Origin of the sequence: Shimia sp. R9_1, assembly GCF_017743775.1 — a bacterium.
Classification (GTDB): Bacteria; Pseudomonadota; Alphaproteobacteria; order Rhodobacterales; family Rhodobacteraceae; genus Shimia.
On the sequence record NZ_JAGHRN010000005.1, the window covers coordinates 288,777 to 306,515 of the forward strand.

General features: G+C 60.5%; 18 protein-coding genes. 10 read left to right on the forward strand and 8 right to left on the reverse strand.

Translation table 11 applies throughout. The features are described 5' to 3' along the window. Positions 1-24 precede the first annotated feature (24 nt). The 3 genes from yghX to J7399_RS16880 all read right to left on the reverse strand — a co-directional run bounded on the left by yghX (position 25) and on the right by J7399_RS16880 (position 3,823). Positions 25-912 (reverse strand): YghX family hydrolase, encoded by an 888-nt coding sequence (gene yghX, locus J7399_RS16870; protein WP_209087770.1) that lies wholly within the window; start codon positions 910-912, stop codon positions 25-27. A 121-nt stretch (positions 913-1,033) separates the two neighbouring features. After that, positions 1,034-2,434, reverse strand: a complete 1,401-nt coding sequence (locus J7399_RS16875; protein ID WP_247742936.1) for a DUF3179 domain-containing (seleno)protein — start codon at positions 2,432-2,434, stop codon at positions 1,034-1,036. A gap of 168 nt (positions 2,435-2,602) precedes the next feature. Continuing rightward, positions 2,603-3,823, reverse strand: a complete 1,221-nt coding sequence (locus J7399_RS16880; protein ID WP_209087773.1) for an MFS transporter — start codon at positions 3,821-3,823, stop codon at positions 2,603-2,605. Between the two features lie 133 nt (positions 3,824-3,956). Here J7399_RS16880 and J7399_RS16885 point away from each other — a divergent pair, with 133 nt between their 5' ends. Then, the gene (locus J7399_RS16885; protein ID WP_209087776.1) at positions 3,957-4,883 is read left to right on the forward strand and encodes an alpha/beta fold hydrolase; all 927 of its coding nucleotides are present in this window, start codon (positions 3,957-3,959) and stop codon (positions 4,881-4,883) included. Positions 4,884-4,903: 20 nt separating this feature from the next. Here the strand turns inward: J7399_RS16885 and J7399_RS16890 are convergent, their stop codons facing one another. The 3 genes from J7399_RS16890 to J7399_RS16900 all read right to left on the reverse strand — a co-directional run bounded on the left by J7399_RS16890 (position 4,904) and on the right by J7399_RS16900 (position 7,190). Then, a complete protein-coding gene (locus J7399_RS16890; protein WP_209079493.1) occupies positions 4,904-5,320 on the reverse strand; it encodes a VOC family protein in 417 nt (138 codons plus the stop codon). Between the two features lie 100 nt (positions 5,321-5,420). Next, positions 5,421-5,915: a hypothetical protein gene (locus tag J7399_RS16895; RefSeq protein ID WP_209064093.1), complete on the reverse strand. Its 495-nt coding sequence runs from the start codon at positions 5,913-5,915 to the stop codon at positions 5,421-5,423. 132 nt (positions 5,916-6,047) lie between these two features. After that, on the reverse strand, positions 6,048-7,190 hold the full coding sequence (locus J7399_RS16900; protein ID WP_209087779.1) for an aminotransferase class I/II-fold pyridoxal phosphate-dependent enzyme: 1,143 nt from the start codon (positions 7,188-7,190) through the stop codon (positions 6,048-6,050). A 98-nt stretch (positions 7,191-7,288) separates the two neighbouring features. Here J7399_RS16900 and J7399_RS16905 point away from each other — a divergent pair, with 98 nt between their 5' ends. The 3 genes from J7399_RS16905 (at position 7,289) to xrtE (ending at position 10,351) form a co-directional block, all read left to right on the forward strand. Then, positions 7,289-7,837, forward strand: coding sequence for a pseudouridine synthase (locus J7399_RS16905; protein ID WP_209087782.1), 549 nt, complete (start codon positions 7,289-7,291; stop codon positions 7,835-7,837). Between the two features lie 105 nt (positions 7,838-7,942). Continuing rightward, complete coding sequence (locus tag J7399_RS16910; RefSeq protein WP_209064087.1) at positions 7,943-8,752, forward strand: division plane positioning ATPase MipZ; 810 nt, start codon at positions 7,943-7,945, stop codon at positions 8,750-8,752. 6 nt (positions 8,753-8,758) lie between these two features. Continuing rightward, positions 8,759-10,351 carry an exosortase E/protease, VPEID-CTERM system gene (xrtE, locus tag J7399_RS16915; RefSeq protein ID WP_209087785.1) on the forward strand — a complete coding sequence of 531 codons (1,593 nt, stop codon included), beginning with the start codon at positions 8,759-8,761 and terminating at the stop codon, positions 10,349-10,351. Between the two features lie 39 nt (positions 10,352-10,390). On the opposite strand, the gene J7399_RS16920 is transcribed toward xrtE, so the two are convergent. Both J7399_RS16920 and J7399_RS16925 read right to left on the reverse strand, forming a co-directional pair. Next, a complete protein-coding gene (locus J7399_RS16920) occupies positions 10,391-10,678 on the reverse strand; it encodes a VPEID-CTERM sorting domain-containing protein (protein WP_247742937.1) in 288 nt (95 codons plus the stop codon). A gap of 220 nt (positions 10,679-10,898) precedes the next feature. Continuing rightward, on the reverse strand, positions 10,899-11,330 hold the full coding sequence (locus J7399_RS16925; protein WP_209087788.1) for a MarR family transcriptional regulator: 432 nt from the start codon (positions 11,328-11,330) through the stop codon (positions 10,899-10,901). 77 nt (positions 11,331-11,407) lie between these two features. Between J7399_RS16925 and hmgA the strand changes: the two genes are divergently transcribed. From hmgA to J7399_RS16955, 6 genes are all read left to right on the forward strand, one after another. Further along, the gene (gene hmgA, locus J7399_RS16930) at positions 11,408-12,763 is read left to right on the forward strand and encodes a homogentisate 1,2-dioxygenase (protein WP_209087791.1); all 1,356 of its coding nucleotides are present in this window, start codon (positions 11,408-11,410) and stop codon (positions 12,761-12,763) included. A 121-nt stretch (positions 12,764-12,884) separates the two neighbouring features. Continuing rightward, on the forward strand, positions 12,885-14,159 hold the full coding sequence (fahA, locus tag J7399_RS16935) for a fumarylacetoacetase (protein WP_209087794.1): 1,275 nt from the start codon (positions 12,885-12,887) through the stop codon (positions 14,157-14,159). After that, positions 14,156-14,698, forward strand: coding sequence for a dihydrofolate reductase family protein (locus J7399_RS16940; RefSeq protein WP_209087798.1), 543 nt, complete (start codon positions 14,156-14,158; stop codon positions 14,696-14,698). Before fahA ends, J7399_RS16940 begins: the two co-directional genes overlap by 4 nt. Then, positions 14,695-15,645 carry an MBL fold metallo-hydrolase gene (locus J7399_RS16945; protein ID WP_209087801.1) on the forward strand — a complete coding sequence of 317 codons (951 nt, stop codon included), beginning with the start codon at positions 14,695-14,697 and terminating at the stop codon, positions 15,643-15,645. The genes J7399_RS16940 and J7399_RS16945 overlap by 4 nt, the downstream gene beginning before the upstream one ends. Beyond that, positions 15,639-16,007 carry a hypothetical protein gene (locus J7399_RS16950; protein ID WP_209087804.1) on the forward strand — a complete coding sequence of 123 codons (369 nt, stop codon included), beginning with the start codon at positions 15,639-15,641 and terminating at the stop codon, positions 16,005-16,007. Before J7399_RS16945 ends, J7399_RS16950 begins: the two co-directional genes overlap by 7 nt. A 118-nt stretch (positions 16,008-16,125) precedes the next feature. Further along, positions 16,126-17,736: an FAD-dependent oxidoreductase gene (locus J7399_RS16955; RefSeq protein WP_209087807.1), complete on the forward strand. Its 1,611-nt coding sequence runs from the start codon at positions 16,126-16,128 to the stop codon at positions 17,734-17,736. The last annotated feature ends 3 nt before the right edge of the window (positions 17,737-17,739 follow it).

A 17,739-nucleotide genomic window follows, 5' to 3' on the forward strand; every position in this document is an offset into this window, starting at 1 on the left:
CGGCCGATCAAACCGCTCTGTGTCTTAACTCAGATAGGTCTCAAACCACGCCACCGTGCGCTCCCAGGCCAGCTTGGCCTGCGCCTCGTCATACCGGGGCGTGCTGTCGTTGTGAAACCCGTGGTTTGCACCTTCATAGATATAGGCCTCATAGACCTTGTCATTGGCCTTTAGCGCCTCTTCAAAGGCCGGCCACCCCGCATTGATGCGCTCATCTAGTTCGCCCATCTGAACCAGCAGCGGGGCCTGAATTTTTGCCACATCCTCCGCCGCAGGCTGACGCCCATAAAACGGCACGCCCGCCGCAAGTTCCGGATAGGCCACCGCAATCGCGCTCACCACACCGCCGCCATAACAAAAGCCCACTGCGCCAACTTTGCCGGTGCTGTCCTCGCGTCCCAGAAGATGCTCAAACCCGGCGAAAAAGTCATTCATCAGCTCGGCCCGGTCCACCGTCCGCTGCAGTTCGCGCCCATCCGCATCATTGCCCGGGTAGCCCCCCACCGAGGTCAGCCCATCCGGCGCAAGCGCCATAAAGCCCGCCTTGGCCAGACGCCGAGCCACATCCTCGATATAGGGGTTCAGCCCCCGGTTCTCATGGATCACCAGCACCGCAGGCAGCGGCCCCTCCACGCCGGACGGGCGCACCAGATAGCCGCGCACATCGCCTGTCCCATTTGGGGACGGATACATGATGTAATCCGCGTGGATGTCCGGATCATTGAAAGACACCTGCTGCGCCATGGCGTAATCCGGGCTGAGCATATTCAGCAGCGCCGCCGCGGTCACAGTACCAACTGCAAATTTCCCCGCACGGTCGAGAAACTCCCGTTTGGTGATTTTGCCGTGGGCATAGAAATCATAAAGATCCAGAAGTTCCTGATCAAAGTCCTTTGCGGTCATGCGTGTCATCGCAACATTCCTCCCAAATCCACATTAAAACGCTACCCAAGTCACGTTGGGCGCAAGCTTACCACACGCAGAGATTTTTGCGCAGCGGCGGCAGAGGAAACACCCCCTGCCGCCCTTCACTTCAGCCGTTCCACAGCTCTGTATCAGGATGAAACTGCGACCAGGCAAACCAGAAGGCCTGATGGCTGCCGAGATCAGCCCCCTGCGCATCCACCGCCTTGATACCGCCGGCATCAAGCGCCAGCCGCACATTATCCACCGCAACTTCCTTGCCCGCATTCAGTGCCACAAAAGCCGCGCTGCGCTGGAAGGCCACCGGTTTGCCGGAGGCGGTGACAATCCCGATCACATCTTCATGCACCGGCAAACGCGGGTCGACATCGCCCACCGGAAAGATCGGCCCATTTGCATCGCGTCCATTGCGGAAATCAAAGTCCCGGCCCAGCGCCAGATCTTCCACCAGCACAGTGGTCTCCGGATGCGCCGCCTTCCACGCGCCCCAGCTGGTGGTCACCACACTGGCCTGCTTCAACTGGATGCCCCGCTTGGCCAGTGGGCCGGTCACGGCCTTGCCCAGAAACGTGTCAAACACCGAGTTGCTGGTGATGTCATACATCACCTTGTTGGAGCGGATCAGCAGACCCGAGGTCCGCAGCACCGGACGCTCCACACCCAGAGGCATCTGATCGGTGAAATAGGCCTGTGCCGCGCCGCAAAGGGTGCAATAAGGAATGCCCAGATCACGCCCACCCAGCGTGTCATTCACCATTTCGCGCACTTCCATGATGCGGCGCGGATAGGCGCGGTATTCCCCGTTCACTTCCACGCCAAAGACCACAGCGTCATCTGACAACCATGTGGCCTCCTCCGCGCTGCTGACCTCCGGATTGTCCGCCGCCGGGATGCAGTTGCAGGGATCATCCGTGGTATCAAAGGGGCGATCATCAATCAGCACCCCGCCCCAGGACACATGCCGCCAGTCGATATCGCCTTTGACAAAAATTCGGTCCCAGCCGGGCACGATATTGGTGAAAATCGCCCGCTTGGCCTCCAGATAGTCCGGCGGCGCAGGAATATCCCAGGCAATCAGATGATCCGTCACAATGCCCCAGTGGTTGTGGTTTGGCAGGTCTTTGCCCAGCAGCGTGCCCGCCGCACCGCTCAGCACAGAGGTGAACTCCGGCCCAGTGGCAAAGCGCATCAGATCACTGATGATCCACACCAGTCGCGGGTCTTTGGACTCGGCAATCACATCCAGCGCGATGGTCTGGTCACGCCCCCAACCGCCTTGTGTCATGCTGTCGACAAAGGCCACCTCTACGGCCTCCTGCACCTCTTTGGAGAGCGGCCCTTGCGGGATCGCAGGCGGTGCGCCGAACTCGGCAATCACATAATCCGGCAACTGATCCGCCGCCTGAACCTCCGCTGCTCCCAGCATGCTCGCCGCCACTGCCACGCCCATTGCGGTCCGCAGCACCGACCTGCGCATGCTGCCCAAGACCTGAAACCCCACCTTCGCCATGAATGATCCTTCCCGCGCCGGGCCTGTTCGCCCACGCTCTGTGAAACCCCGATAGCCACGCCGAAGCCCTTCTCCGGACGCGCGCCATTTGGCTCCACAGTCGTCGCAAACGCCTGCGACGGCCAATCACGTTTGCATCAAGCTCTGGTGATCGGGGCCAGCGGCGCCTTACGCGGCAGCTAGCGCACCCGGCCCCCGCCGCGCCCGGATCAGGATCAATCCCATGATCGCGATGTTGAGCGCATTCCACGCAATGCCGTTCACAAAGGCCAACTCATAGCTGCCGCTCACGTCATAGATCCAGCCCGACATCCAGCCGCCCAGCGCCATGCCCATAATGGTCGCCATCATGACAAAGCCAACCCGCGTGCCCGCTTCCCGCGCAGGCATATACTCCCTCACCACCAGTGCATAAGCGGGCACAATTCCGCCCTGCGCCAACCCAAAGGCCGCGCTGACAAGATAGAGCGAGACCAATCCGTCAAACGGCAGAAACAGGAACAGCGCACCACATTGCAGGATCGACCCGATCAGCAAGGTCCAGACCCCGCCCAGCTTGTCGGCCACAAGGCCACTCACAAGCCGGGACACAACACCGCCCAACAGCATCAGCGAGAGCATCTCTGCGCCCACCGCAGGCCCAAACCCCAGATCAACGCAGAAGCTCACAATATGCACCTGCGGCATGCTCATCGCCACGCAACAACCGATCCCGGCCAACCCCAGAACCCACATCAGAGGCGCAGGCTTCATCGGCGCACCGGCCTGCCGGGCGACGGCTGCGTTCTCCTGCGCCGTCAGCGCGTCCTGCGGCACTTTGGGGCGCAGCAGCAAAGCAAGCGGCACAATCGCCACCAAGGTCATCGCTGCCAGCACCAGAAACACCGCGCGCCAGCCATGATCGCTCAGCACGCCTGACAGCAGCACCGGCCAGATCGCACCGGAAAGGTAGTTCCCACTGGCCGCAATCGCCACAGCGATCCCACGCCGCCGCTGAAACCACAGCGACACATCCGCAATCAACGGCCCAAAACCCACCGCCGTGCCAAACCCAAGAAAGAAATGCACCAGCGACAGCATCAGAACAGAGCCGCTTGCCGCCGCCAGCCCATAGCTCACCGCGCTCAAAACCGCCGCTCCGATCAACGCGCGGGTCACGCCCCAGCGGTCCACCGCCTGACCGATGGCAAAATTGCCAATCGCAAAACCGATCATGGTCAGCACATAGGGCAGCGACGCCTCCGCCCGATCGATGCCAAACTCCGCCTGCACCGCAGGCATCACCACAATCACCGCCCACATGCCGACATTGGCAAACACGCCAATCAGCAAGGTGATGGCGAGGCGCGTCCAGCTATAGCGGCTATCAAGAATGGGATGGTCAGTCATGGGGGCACGCTAGGCTTTGCCGCCGCGCCTGTATAGGGCCAGAGTGCCCGCTCAGGCTACACCACCCCGCGGCGCATTTTGTGAATTGGCGGCTTCATGGCATTCTTGGATCATTTGAAAAGGAATTTGATCCATGGCTTTGTTTTTCTCCCGCCGCGCCTATCACGCGAAAACCCAGAAATTCACCAACAACCCCGCCAGCGTCACCCGCTATGTGGCGATCAGTCAGACCAATCCTGACGGCACCATTCACAAAGGCGCCGCCATCCCGCAGGCCGACTGGCTCGACCGAGTCAAACAGGCGGGCGGCGACAGTGAGGTGCTGATCTATGTACACGGATTCAACACCTCTCAAACCGATATGCTGCGGCGGCTCAAAAAGATCGAAGACGGCGTGCGCGCCCAAGGCTTCACCGGGGCCGTCATCGCTTATGACTGGCCCAGCGACGGCACGGTCTTGGCCTATAACACGGACCGCACCGACGCCAAAAAGACCGCACCTTATCTTGTCTGTGACGGCATCGTCCCGCTCCTGAACATGACGCCGCGCCCCAAAGTGCATCTGATCGCCCACTCCATGGGCGCCTTGGTTGTGCTGCGCGGCTTCGCAGGCGTCGGCGATTCCGCAAGCGCTGGCGCGCGCAATTGGAAGGTCGATGAAGTCACCTTCTGCGCGGCGGATGTGAACGCCGACTGGCTGGAAAGAGGCGCTTGGGGCGCGCTGGTGCTCGACCGCCGCGCCGCCCGTTTCACCAATTACTACAGCGGCCAAGACAAAGTTCTGGCCTTTGCTGGCGGCTTCATCAACGGCGGCCGAGAGCGTGCCGGGCATATGGGCATCTCAGAGCCGATCACCAAAGGCCAGTGGGACATCTACTGCAACGAACAATACAAACGCGACGTGCCCGACAATGAGAAAACCCAAGTCTATTCCCACCGCTGGTGGTTTGATAACGACGGCTTTTACAAAGACCTCGCGCTGACCATAGACGGGGCTGACGCGCAAACCATGGTCACACGCCGCCCCACAAATGAGGCGGATCTTGCCTTGCTGACCTGAGCCCGTGAGGCCCAAGCTACCTAGCCGACCTGCTGATGCACCTCGATAACATTGCCTTCGGGATCAAGGAAAAACACCTGATGCCACTCTTTGGCAAAGGCCGTGCCATAGTCTGAATAAGGCACGTCGTTTTCTTCCAGCACCTTCAGGAAGGCGGCAATGTCATCGGTGCGAAAGGCGATGTGGCCGCGGTCGACAGGATTGATCACCTGCCCGTTCACAAAGGCCACATCCAGCCGCCGCTCCGCCAAATGCATCTGCATATCGCCATCGGTGGCAAAGCGGATTTTGCCGTCATAACCGGTGTTCTCATCCGCCTCCGTGCGCGGAAACTCCTCTTGCGGAATATCCGCCAACCCCAAAACCCGGGTGTAAAAATCATGCAGCCGGTCCACATCATGAGAGACAAAATTGATGTGGTGAAATTCGAGTTTCATGAAGAGGCTCCCGCAAGGCTTGGATATTTGCCCCATAGAGCCGCCATCGCTGCCCGGAATCAAGCCGAACTCCGCAGGTCACGCATTGACCCGCGCGTGGTCAGTCCCGTTCTTTGGTTTTCTCCAGAAATTCCTGAAACCGCTGCTGCACATAAGGCGGCTCGCCAAAACTGCGGAACTCCCCGTCAAAGGAGTTATAGGCCCAGCGCGCAACCAACAGCTGATGCTCCACGATATAGAGGTTCTGCTCATCGTCGATCACCCGCGTGCGCCAGGACCCCTGCACCCGCGTTGGCACTCGCACCCGCTTTCGGGTTGGCGGTTTCATTCCCTTGATGACAATCTGGTTGGCCTCGTCCCACTTGCGCCGCAACAGGGTGACCAGCTCTTCCGCATGGCGCTTGCGCCGCCCGGCAAAGATCACATCGACCTCAACATCGTTCTGCATCAGCCCTTTGATGATGATGTCATGGCGGGTGTTCTTGCCAAACTTCGGAATCAAATCGATCGCCAGCTCGGTGCTGGGCTTTTTGAACAACCCTCTGTCTTCATATGCCGGCGTGATGTCCGCCGGGTTGCTGATGCGCTTTTTCACTTTGGTCTTCCGCCGCTGTCTTCAGGTTATACCCCACCTGTTCGCCGACATTAGCCCAGAGGATTGGTTAATAAATCATTAGCCAGCTGGCGAAGGCCCCGGATCCTCTCCCCCAAAGCGCACAAGGCAGGCTTATTGCCCCAAAGCCTGCCCCAGATCGCCAATCAGATCCTCAGCACTCTCCACACCAACCGAAATCCGCAGAAGGGTCTCCGGAATACCGGTGTGTGACTCAATTGTGTGGCGATGCTCCACAAGGCTCTCCACCCCGCCAAGCGAGGTCGCGCGGTGGAACAGCTTCAGCTTTCCCGCCACTCCCAATGCGGTCTCTTTGTCTCCCTTCACAAGGAAGGACATCAGAAATCCTGCCCCGCCCGGCATCTGCTTTTGCGCCAGCTCATATTGCGGGTGGCTTTCCAATCCCGGAAACAGCACCGCCTCGACCTTGGGGTGATCCTCCAGAAACCGCGCCACTTTCAACGCATTCTCCACCATGCGTTCCACCCGCACCGAAAGCGTCCGCATCCCGCGCAGCAAAAGCCAGGCCTCAAACGGCCCCAGCACCGCCCCGGCGCTGGCGCGGTCATTGGCAATCTCTTCCCAAACCGGCGTCGCCGCCTTGGAGACCAGAACTCCGCCCAGCACATCAGAGTGGCCGTTGATCACCTTGGTGGTCGAATGCATCACAATATCCGCGCCCAGTGTCAGAGGTTTGGACAAAAGCGGTGAGGCCGCCGTGCTGTCCACCGCCAAAAGCGCCCCGCAACTATCCGCCGCCTGCTTTGCGGCGGCAATATCCACGACCTTGAGCCAGGGGTTTGAAGGCGTCTCGATCCAGACCAGATGAGCAGGCCCCGCTGCGCAGGCCGCCTGCAGGGCCGCGCTGTCGCTTGCATCCACCTCGGTGATGGCCACCTGACGGCGCCCGCAGAATTCGCGGATCCACTTGGTGGTGCCCCAATAGATGCCCGATTGCACAACAACCCGCCCCCCGGTCGGCACCGTGCGAAACAGCGCCGCAATCGCCGCCATGCCGGAGGGGAACAACAAAGCTTCTGCCCCGCCCTCAAGCTGCGCCAGCACTGCCTCGGCCTGACGCACCACATCATTGTGGGGACGGCTGTAAAGGTTGTTCTCGTTCAGCAGGTTATAATTCTCATCCCGCGCATAGGTCGTGGCGGGCTGAATGGGCGGCACCACGCCCCCGCTCTGCATGTCAAGCGCGCCACCGGCCTGTGCGAGCACCGTCTCCGGCTGCATATCTTTGAAATCCATGATCTTTCTCCCCGCACTCTGGCCAGCTGTCTTGCGCCGCAAAAAAGCGCAGGCAAAGCGAACTTGCAACCCCAACACAGCCCCGTGTAGGAGAGGCCATGGCCCGCGTGATCCTGTTTAACAAACCGTATGATGTGCTCTCTCAGTTCACCGACAAGGGAACCGAGGGCAGCCCCCGCCGCACTCTGTCTGATTTTATCGACGTGCCCAAGGTCTACCCCGCCGGACGGCTGGATCGCGACAGCGAAGGCCTCATGGTGCTCACCGATAACGGCAAGCTTCAGGCCAAGATCAGCAATCCGCGCCACAAGATGGCCAAAACCTATTGGGTGCAGGTCGAGGGCGAACCCGATGAGGCCGCATTGGCCGCGCTGCGCAAAGGGGTGGAACTCAAGGACGGCCTCACCCGTCCTGCCCAGGCGCAACGCATTGAGGAACCAACAGATCTCTGGCCCCGCACCCCGCCCGTGCGCTTTCGCAAATCGGTGCCGGACTGCTGGATTGCACTCACCATCCGTGAGGGCCGCAACCGTCAGGTGCGCCGCATGACCGCGTCCGTCGGCCACCCCACCCTGCGCCTGATCCGGGCGCAAATCGGGGATTGGTCGCTCAATGGGTTGGAAACCGGAAAATGGCGGGAAATCTAGCAATTCAACGCACTTTTCCTGTGGAAAATCACAACATATAGTAGACACTAACAAGGCCGCACCGTAAGAGCCGCGGCACTGAAACTTCGAGCAGGGACAAGCGGAATGGCACATATTATCGTTGTCGGAAACGAAAAGGGCGGCGCGGGCAAATCCACCCTGTCGATGCACATCGCAACCGCTCTTTCGCGCATGGGCCATAAGGTCGGCGCGCTGGATCTGGACCTGCGCCAAAAGAGCTTTGGCAGCTATGTCGCCAACCGCCAGCGCTTCTCGGAGAAAGCCGGTCTCGAGCTGCCAGGCCCCACCTATCGCGACCTTCCGGAGATCGACCCGGACACCCTGCAACCTGGCGAAAACATCTACGACCAGCGCCTCTCTGCGGCCGTGGCCATGCTGGAGCCTGACAACGATTTTATCCTGATCGACTGCCCGGGCTCGCACACCCGCCTCAGCCAGGTGGCCCACTCTCTGGCCGACACGCTTGTCACCCCGCTCAACGACAGCTTTGTGGATTTTGACCTGCTGGCCAAAGTGAATGAGGATGGCGAAAAGATCCTCGGCCCTTCAGTCTATTCCGAAATGGTATGGAACGCCCGCCAGCTGCGCGCGCAGGCAGGCCTGAAACCCATCGACTGGATTGTCATGCGCAACCGCATGGGCGCCCAGCAGATGGTCAACAAGGAAAAGATGGGCAAGGCGTTGGACCGTCTGGCCAAGCGCATCGGCTTCCGCGTCGCACCGGGCTTTAACGAGCGTGTGGTGTTCCGGGAACTCTTCCCGCGCGGTCTGACCCTGCTCGATCTGCGCGACATCGGGGTGAAGCAACTCAACATCTCAAACGTCGCCGCCCGTCAGGAACTGCGGGACCTGATCAAGGCGCTGAACTTGCCTGGCGTCACAATCGACTTCTAAATCTACATGACCGGCCCGGATATCGCAGACAACACCGGGCCGTCGCGCCCATCCCGGCTGATGACCATCGCCGCCCTCGCGGTGGCGGAACTTTTTCTGGTCATTCTCGCCTATCAGGTCTTCGCCTCCATCGAGTGCCGCCTGACCGAGATCGAAAGCGCCTGCCGCGCCCTGCGCTCCATGACCGCCCGCGGCCTGTCGATCATCACGGTCATGGCGCTCTATTTCTGGCTCAGGCCAACTGCGTATCGCGCCTTGGCTGGTGCGGCGCGTACCACACCCGGCCGCCCCTCTTGGCTGTGGGCGCATCTTGCAGGCCTCATCCTGATCTTTGCGCCGCTGCCGCTGTTTGGCGCCGCCGAAATCAGCCGCGCCTTTACCCCCACATTGCTGTTTTTGAGCCTCGGCAGCCTGCTCACCATCCTTGGTGCGGTCTTCTGGGTCACGCCCTTTCACAGCTGGCGCAGCTGGATCCGGGGTGACAGCTACCTTCTACCTCTGGCGCTCCTGCTCGGCTTTCTGGTCCCTGACCTCGCCAATCTGATCCGCCCGGCATGGGAGTGGTCCTCCCTCAGCAGCCTGACGTTCTTTCTGGTCTTTCTCAGCCTGATCGCCTTCGGCTTTGAGGTCAGTGTCGACCCGCCCACCTATGTGATCGGCATCGAGGATTTCTTTGTACAGATCGCCAGCCAGTGCTCCGGCGTCGAAGGCATTGCGCTGATCACCATCTTCATGGGTTTCTATGCGCTCCTGATGCGCCCAGACCTGCGCCAGCGCCGCTTCTGGCTGATCCTCTATCCGCTCGCCGTGCTGACAAGCTGGCTGTTTAACATCCTACGGATTGCAGTTCTCATCATCATCGGCGCACGGGTGTCGCCGGAGCACGCCCTCAACGGGTTTCATTCCTACGCCGGCTGGCTGATGTTCACCGCGCTGGCCCTCTGCGTGGTGATCGTCGCGCACCGCGCCGGTTGGTTGCACCGCATACCGCGCCCGCAGATCTCACGCAACGCCATGCGCAGCGATACATTGGCCGCACGCATTGTGCCCTTCATCGTGATGATGCTGTCAGGTGTGATTGCCTCTGCCTTCTGGCCAAACCCATCTGACGGCTACCCTCTGCGCGCACTGCTGATGGGCGCGGTGCTGCTTTATTTTTGGCCCGCGCTGCGAAACTGGCGTGCCCTGCCCTCAGGCGCTTCCATCACCACTGGTCTGGCAATTGGCATCCTCTGGGTGCTCACCGCCGCCCCTTCGCCCGCATCAGAGGGATCGGCACCCGGTGTCTTCTGGATCGGCCTGCGCCTTCTGGGCACCATCCTTCTGGTGCCAGTGATCGAAGAGCTGTTCTTTCGCGGCTATGTGCTGCGCCGCCTCAGGCAAGACGGGTTGCTCTGGACGATCCTCGCCATTGCGGTCTCCAGCCTGCTCTTTGGCCTACTGCATGATCGCTTCTTTGCGGGTGTTCTTGCGGGCGTTGCCTTTGGCGCGCTTTATCTGCACCGCAACCGGCTGGCCGATCCCATCGCCGCGCATATCATTGCCAATGCGGTGATCGCAGCAGCGGCCCTTTTAACCGGAAAATGGGCGCTCATTTGAGCGCCCATCATCCCCAGTCTGCACCACAATCTGGAAGGCTTAGCCTTCTTTATGACGATTGCGACGGCGCAGCTCCCATGCCAGTGCCAGGGTTGCCATAACGGCGGCAACCGCCAATAGTCCGGCTCCAGCATCAATTTCCGGCACTGCGTTGGTGGTCCCACCGGTGTGGCCTGTGCCACCGCCGTGGCCACCCCAGTTCCAATTCCAGTTCCACCACCACCAGCCACGCCAGCCAGAGTGGCTTTGCGCAATAGCTGCCGGAGCGCTCGCGGCCATCACACCTGCAGCCAAAGCCGCAGTTTTTAGTCCGTGAAAGAGTCCCATTCCAACCTCGAGCGTCATCCATCGTGCCTGAAAAATCTGCCATAGCGCCCCAAGTCGTTTCAAGAAATTTACGTCAAATTAACCATAAATAACTGCCACTTGCGGAGCGACTGTTTGCATTGCGAAAACAATGCGCGAAGCGCGAACCAACTGTCGCGGCTTTCGCCGCAATGAGCGCGACAATCCGAATCAAATCAGATCCGAATCGTGCCTCTGCGCCCTATTTGGTCAGCTTGCTCAGCAGCTCTTTGAGCTGGGTCACCTCCCTTGCACTCAGCTTGCTTTGCAGCGCCGCCTCATATTTTGCGGCGACATCGCGCAGATCCTCATAGGCTTTGCGCCCCGCCGGTGTCAGCTCCAGCCATTCCACGCGGCGGTCCTCTTCGCTGCGCGCCCGCCGCACAAAGCGCCGCTTCGAAAGCCGCTGGACCGCGCGGCTCACTTTGGTTTTGTGGATCTTGGCACGCCCGCCAATCTCTGTGGCCGTCATCTGCCCGAAGATCCCAAGGTGAAACAGCACCCGCCATTCGCTGCGCAACATGCCATAGCGGTCTTTATAGACCTTCTGAAACCCAAGGCTGCTTTCCTCCGCCGCCTGATTGAGCAGATAGGGCAGAAAACTCTGCAAATCGAAGGGGTCTTTTTCTGACATATTGCGCGCTCCTTTGGCTTGTTAGTTACAAAACCAACTTTTACTTTTGCAACAAATATTGTCACAGGAGCGTTGAGATGACCAAACACACGGTCCCGACCCGCATGCAAAAAGCCCCTTCGCTGACCGGCCCACACGAAGGCTACATGCCCGGCTTTGGCAACGACTTTGAAACCGAGGCGCTGCCGGGCGCGCTGCCTCAAGGCATGAACAGCCCGCAGAAATGCAACTACGGCCTTTATGGCGAGCAACTCTCCGGCACCGCCTTCACCGCTGAAACCGTCGAGCGCACATGGTGTTACCGCATCCGCCCGTCTGTGAAACACAGCCACCGCTACACAAAGATTGATGTGCCCTACTGGCAATCCGCCCCCAATGTGGATCGGGATGTCCTCTCACTGGGCCAATACCGCTGGGATCCGGTGCCCCACACCGACGCACCGCTGACATGGATCACCGGCATGCGCACCATGACCACCGCCGGCGACGTGAACACCCAGGTCGGCATGGCCAGCCACATCTATCTGGTGAACACCTCGATGGAGGATGACTATTTCTTCTCCGCCGATTCAGAGCTGCTGGTGGTGCCACAGGAAGGCGTGCTGCGCTTTTCCACGGAACTCGGCATCATTGATCTGGAACCCAAAGAGATCGCGATCCTGCCCCGCGGCCTGCTCTACCGTGTGGAAGTGCTCGAAGGCCCCGCGCGCGGCTTTGTCTGCGAAAACTACGGCCAGAAGTTCGAGCTGCCCGGCCGTGGTCCCATCGGTGCAAACTGCATGGCCAACCCGCGCGACTTCAAAGCGCCGGTCGCGGCCTTTGAAGACCGCGAGGCGCCCTCCACCGTGACCATCAAATGGTGTGGCCAGTTTCACCGCACAGAGATCGGCCACAGCCCACTCGATGTGGTCGCCTGGCACGGCAACTACGCGCCGGTGAAATACAACCTGCGCACATACTGTCCGGTTGGCGCGATCCTGTTTGACCACCCAGACCCGTCGATCTTCACCGTGCTCACCGCCCCCTCGGGCGTGCCGGGCACCGCCAATATCGACTTTGTGCTCTTCCGCGAGCGCTGGATGGTGGCCGAAGACACCTTCCGCCCGCCCTGGTATCATAAGAACATCATGTCAGAGCTGATGGGCAATATTTACGGCCAATATGACGCCAAGCCTCAGGGCTTCATTCCCGGCGGCATGAGCCTGCACAACATGATGATCCCCCACGGCCCGGACAAAATTGCCTTTGAAGGCGCCTCCAACGCCGACCTGAAAGCCGAAAAACTCGACAACACCATGTCCTTCATGTTTGAGACCCGCTTCCCGCAGCACCTCACAGCCTTTGCCGGACAGGAGGCCCCTCTGCAGGACGATTACATCGATTGCTGGTCCGACATCGAAAAGAAGTTTGACGGCACCCCCGGCAAGAAATGAGGCCCCAATAATAAACCAGGGTAAGGGGGCCAGCCCCCTCGCTTGCCAAAGGCAAGCCCACCCCCGGGATATTTTGTGAATAAGAAACCCCAGCCGGCGTGCTGAAACAAAAGGAACCGCAATGCCTTTGCTGAGATCATGGGTGGAGAGCGCCAACACTCCGGACGGCCCATTCCCGCTGAACAATCTGCCTTACGGGGTGTTTTCTGTTGATGACAGCGATCTGCGCTGTGGCACGGCCATCGGAGACCGGATCATTGACCTCACCGGGCTGGAGGCCGCAGGCACCTTGCGCGCCGACCCGGATGCCGATGTGCTGGACGCGCCCTACTGGAACGACTTTATGGAGCTTGGGGCAGAGGTCTGGGCCCGCTACCGCGCGGCCCTTCAGGCGCTGCTGGCAGACAGCGCGGATGAGGCCACGCAGGATGCTCTGACTTTCTATTCTGTGCCGCTCTCTGCCGCGACGCTGCACATGCCTTTCAAAGTGTCTGAATACACCGATTTCTACGCCGGCAGGCACCACGCGCAAAACGTCGGCACCATGTTCCGTGGCCCGGAAAACGCACTGCCGCCCAACTGGCTGCACATCCCAATCGGCTACAACGGGCGCGCCTCCTCGGTTGTGGTCTCCGGCACCGACGTCCGCCGCCCCTGGGGCCAGCTCAAATCGCCGGACCACGACCTCCCCGCCTTCCTGCCCTCCCGCCGCTTTGACATCGAGCTTGAGATGGGCGCCATTGTCGGCCAACCTTCCAAACGGCCCGTGACCGTGCGGGAAGCCGATGACATGATCTTTGGCTATGTGCTGCTCAACGACTGGTCCGCGCGCGACATTCAGGCCTGGGAATATCAGCCGCTTGGCCCGTTTCAGGCCAAGGCCACCGCCACCTCGATCTCCCCCTGGATCGTCACCAAAGCCGCGCTTGATCCTTTCCGCACCGACACGCCCGCGCGTGACTTTGAGCTGCTTGACCACCTCAAAGACGCGGGCCCCATGCTTTATGACATTGATCTCAGCATCAGCATGGCACCGGAAGGCCAAGCACCCAGCACCATTGCGCGCACCAACTATGACCAGATGTATTACTCCGCCGCCCAGCAGCTTGCCCATCACACCACCTCCGGCTGCCCGATGAATGTCGGCGACCTGCTTGGCTCCGGCACCATTTCTGGCCCCACAAAGCCTGAGCGCGGCAGCCTTCTGGAGTTGAGCTGGGGCGGCAAAGAGCCCTTGACGCTTGAGAGCGGCGAGACCCGTACCTTCATTGAGGATGGCGACACGCTGACCCTGCAGGGTGCGGCGCGGGGCGACGGCTACACCATCGGCTTTGGCGAGTGCACCGGCACCGTTCTGGCCGCATCAGACGATCCTTTTGCAGGAGACCTCTCATGACCCAGCCCCGCTATCTCGGCTATATCGCTATGAGCCTTGATGGGTTCATCGCCAGGCCAGATGGCGGTATTGACTGGCTGGACCCATTCAACAGCGCACTGGCTGAAGGTGGGGATGACGGCGGCTACAGCGACTTCATTGCGCCGATAGATGCCGTTTTGATGGGGCGCAGCACCTATCAGCAGGTGATGCGCTGGGGTTGGCCCTATGAGACGCGCGCGGGCTATGTGCTGACGCGACAGGACGACTTTACCGGTGACCATGTCACGGCCGCCGGTGACATAGACACCCTGCGCGCCGCCATCGCGGCAAACGGCCACAAAACCATCTGGGTCATGGGCGGGGGCGAAACCCAACGCGCCGCGCTCGATGTAGGCATGTTTGACGCGATCACCCTGTTTGTTATGCCCACCCTTCTGGGCGCTGGCCTGCCGTGTTTTACGCCCGGAGCCCAGCGCGATCTGGATCTGACCCAGATCACCCGGAAACCCGGGGGCATTGTACAACTCGACTACAAATTTAAGGAGCAGACCCAATGAGCAAAGCCTTCGCTTCCCAGGGCGACACGCAGGAAAAAACCATCTCCTTCACCGAAGTCGGCGATGGGCTTTATGCTTTCACGGCCGAAGGGGATCCCAACTCCGGTGTGATCATTGGCGATGACAGCGTGATGATTGTCGAGGCGCAGGCCACGCCCCGTCTGGCGCAAAAGGTGATCGACTGTGTGCGTTCTGTGACCGACAAGCCGATCTCCCATCTGGTGCTGACCCATTACCACGCCGTGCGCGTGCTGGGGGCCTCAGCCTATGGCGCCGATCAGATCATCATGAGTGATGCCGCCCGCGCCATGGTGGTGGAGCGCGGACAGGAGGACTGGGACAGCGAATTTCAGCGCTTCCCGCGCCTGTTTGAAGGTCATGAAAGCATCCCCGGCCTGACCTACCCCACCACCACTTTCCGCGAGAAGATGACGGTCTACCTCGGCAACCGGCGTGTTGACCTCATGCATCTGGGCCGCGCCCATACCGCAGGCGACATCGTCGTGCATGTGCCTGACCAAAACGTCATGTTCACCGGCGACATCGCGGAATACCACTCAGCGTGCTACTGCGGCGACGGGCATTTTGGCGACTGGGGCACCACTCTGGATGCGATCAAAGCCTTTGATCTGGATGCCATTGCACCGGGCCGCGGCGATGCGCTCATTGGCAAAGACATGGTCAACGCCGCCATCGCAAGCACCCGCGACTTTGTGCAAAGCACCTACCGCCCGGCGGCGCAGGTGGCCGCACGCGGCGGCTCATTGAAAGAGGCTTGGGACGCGGTGCGCGCCGCCTGTGATCCGAAATTTGCCGACTACGCAATTTATGAGCACTGCCTGCCGTTCAACGTCGCCCGCGCCTATGACGAAGCCCGCGGCATCGACACCCCGCGCATCTGGACCGCCCAGCGCGATCTGGAGATGTGGGAGGCGTTGCAGTGTTAGTGGCGGCGATGAATGTTGCCTTTGCCATGTTTTTCTTCGGAACGTTCGTGTTTGGGGCCTGCAGCATCGTTTCAATAGCGCTACTGTCATCGCGTGCAGCAGACGACACAGACGATTTCAGCCTGTTTAGGCGCCCGTACAGCGCGAAACATATGCAACAGTCCAGCGCAGCTGTGGAAACGATGAACCGCCTAGAAAAAGAAACAAAGCTTGGACGGTTCGCCAACAAGTCCTTGGCGATGATGACGCTCTTCGGAGTGCTTATGATCGCAACAATTGCACTCGACTTAGGCCTCTCAAAGCATCTGGTGCAGCCTTCTGCGCTCTTCGCCAGCGGAGAGACGGAGGCAGTCAAGAAATGATCCATATATGCCAATCTTCCGCTTCGCCAAAACCCACATATTTGACCGATATCATGGCGGGAAGCGGCAGGATTTGGCAGCCTTTTGCGCGAAACGCGCGCAAACACGGAGGAGCACTATGACCAAGATTTTTGACGTCCCGCTCTACGCCTATCAGCGCAGTCTGGATCAGGACGCCTCGGTGCCGGTGCGCCATCCGGTTCTGATCATCGGCGCAGGCCCTGTGGGTCTCACCACCGCGATTGATCTCGCTCAGCTGGGCGTGCCGGTGGTGGTGCTTGATGACAATGACCGCGTGGTGACCGGCTCCCGCGCGATCTGTTTCGCCAAACGCCCGCTGGAAATTCTCGACCGTCTGGGCTGCGGGCAACAGATGGTCGACCACGGCGTCGGCTGGTCCAAGGGCAAGGTCTTCTTTGATGACCGCCCGGTCTATGATTTCAACCTGACCGATGAGCCGGGCCACAAACGCCCTGCTTTCATCAATCTGCAGCAATACACCTTTGAGCGCCTGCTGGTGGAGCAGATCCGCGAGATGCAGAGCGCGGGCGCGCCCATCGAAATTCGCGGCTGCAACAAGGTTGAGGCCATTGGCCAGCACTATGATCACGTGGCCATTGAACTGGACACCCCCGAGGGCAGCTACACCCTGGAGGCGGATTGGCTGATCGCCTGTGACGGAGCCAATTCCCCCACCCGCCGTATGCTGGGGCTGGATTTTGACGGTCAGGTCTTTGAGGACAATTTCCTCATCGCTGATGTGGTCATGCAGGCCAATTTCCCGACCGAGCGCTGGTTCTGGTTTGATCCGCCGTTCAATCGCGGCCAATCCGCCCTACTGCACAAACAGCCTGAAAACGTCTGGCGGATCGACTTGCAACTGGGCCGGGACATCGACAAGGAGCGCGAAAAACGCCCCGAAAACGTGATCCCGCGCCTCAAGGCCATGCTGGGAGAACATGTGGAGTTCACTCTGGATTGGGTCTCGATCTACACCTTCCAATGCTGCCGCATGGAGCAGTTTGTGCATGGCCGGACGATCTTTGCCGGAGATTCCGCGCATCAGGTCTCCCCCTTTGGCGCGCGCGGAGCCAACTCGGGCCTGCAGGATGCCGACAATCTGGCTTGGAAGCTGCACCTTGTGCTGTCCGGCAAAGCGCCAAACAGCCTGATCGAGAGCTACAACACCGAGCGCGCGCAGGCCGCAGATGAGAACATTCTCAACTCCACCCGCTCCACGGAGTTCATAACGCCCAAGTCGGACATGAGCCGCCTGTTGCGGGACGCGGTGCTGGATCTCTCGGCCCACCACGCCTTTGCGCGCCCACTGGTGAATTCCGGGCGGCTCTCCACGCCCTGCACCTATGACAGCAGCCCTCTGATCAGCGCGGATGCGCTGGCGGCACCCGCGCTCACCCGCCCCGGCAGCCCCTGCCCGGACGCCCCCATCGGCAAAGGCCATATGCTGGATCATCTCGGCAATCAGTTCATCTTGCTGACCATTGATGCGGATGCCCCGGATCATCTGGAGGAATGCGGCGTCACCGCGCTGCGTCTGGCGCTGTCTGTGCGCGATGATCCCTCGCTCACCCTGAAGCGCCAGTATCTTGGGGACTGCCCCTCCGGCGTCTACCTGATCCGGCCCGACCAACATGTCGCCGCCCGCCGCGACACCTTTGATGAGCGCCACTTCCGCGCCGCCCTGCGCCGCGCCACCGGTAAGGATTGATCT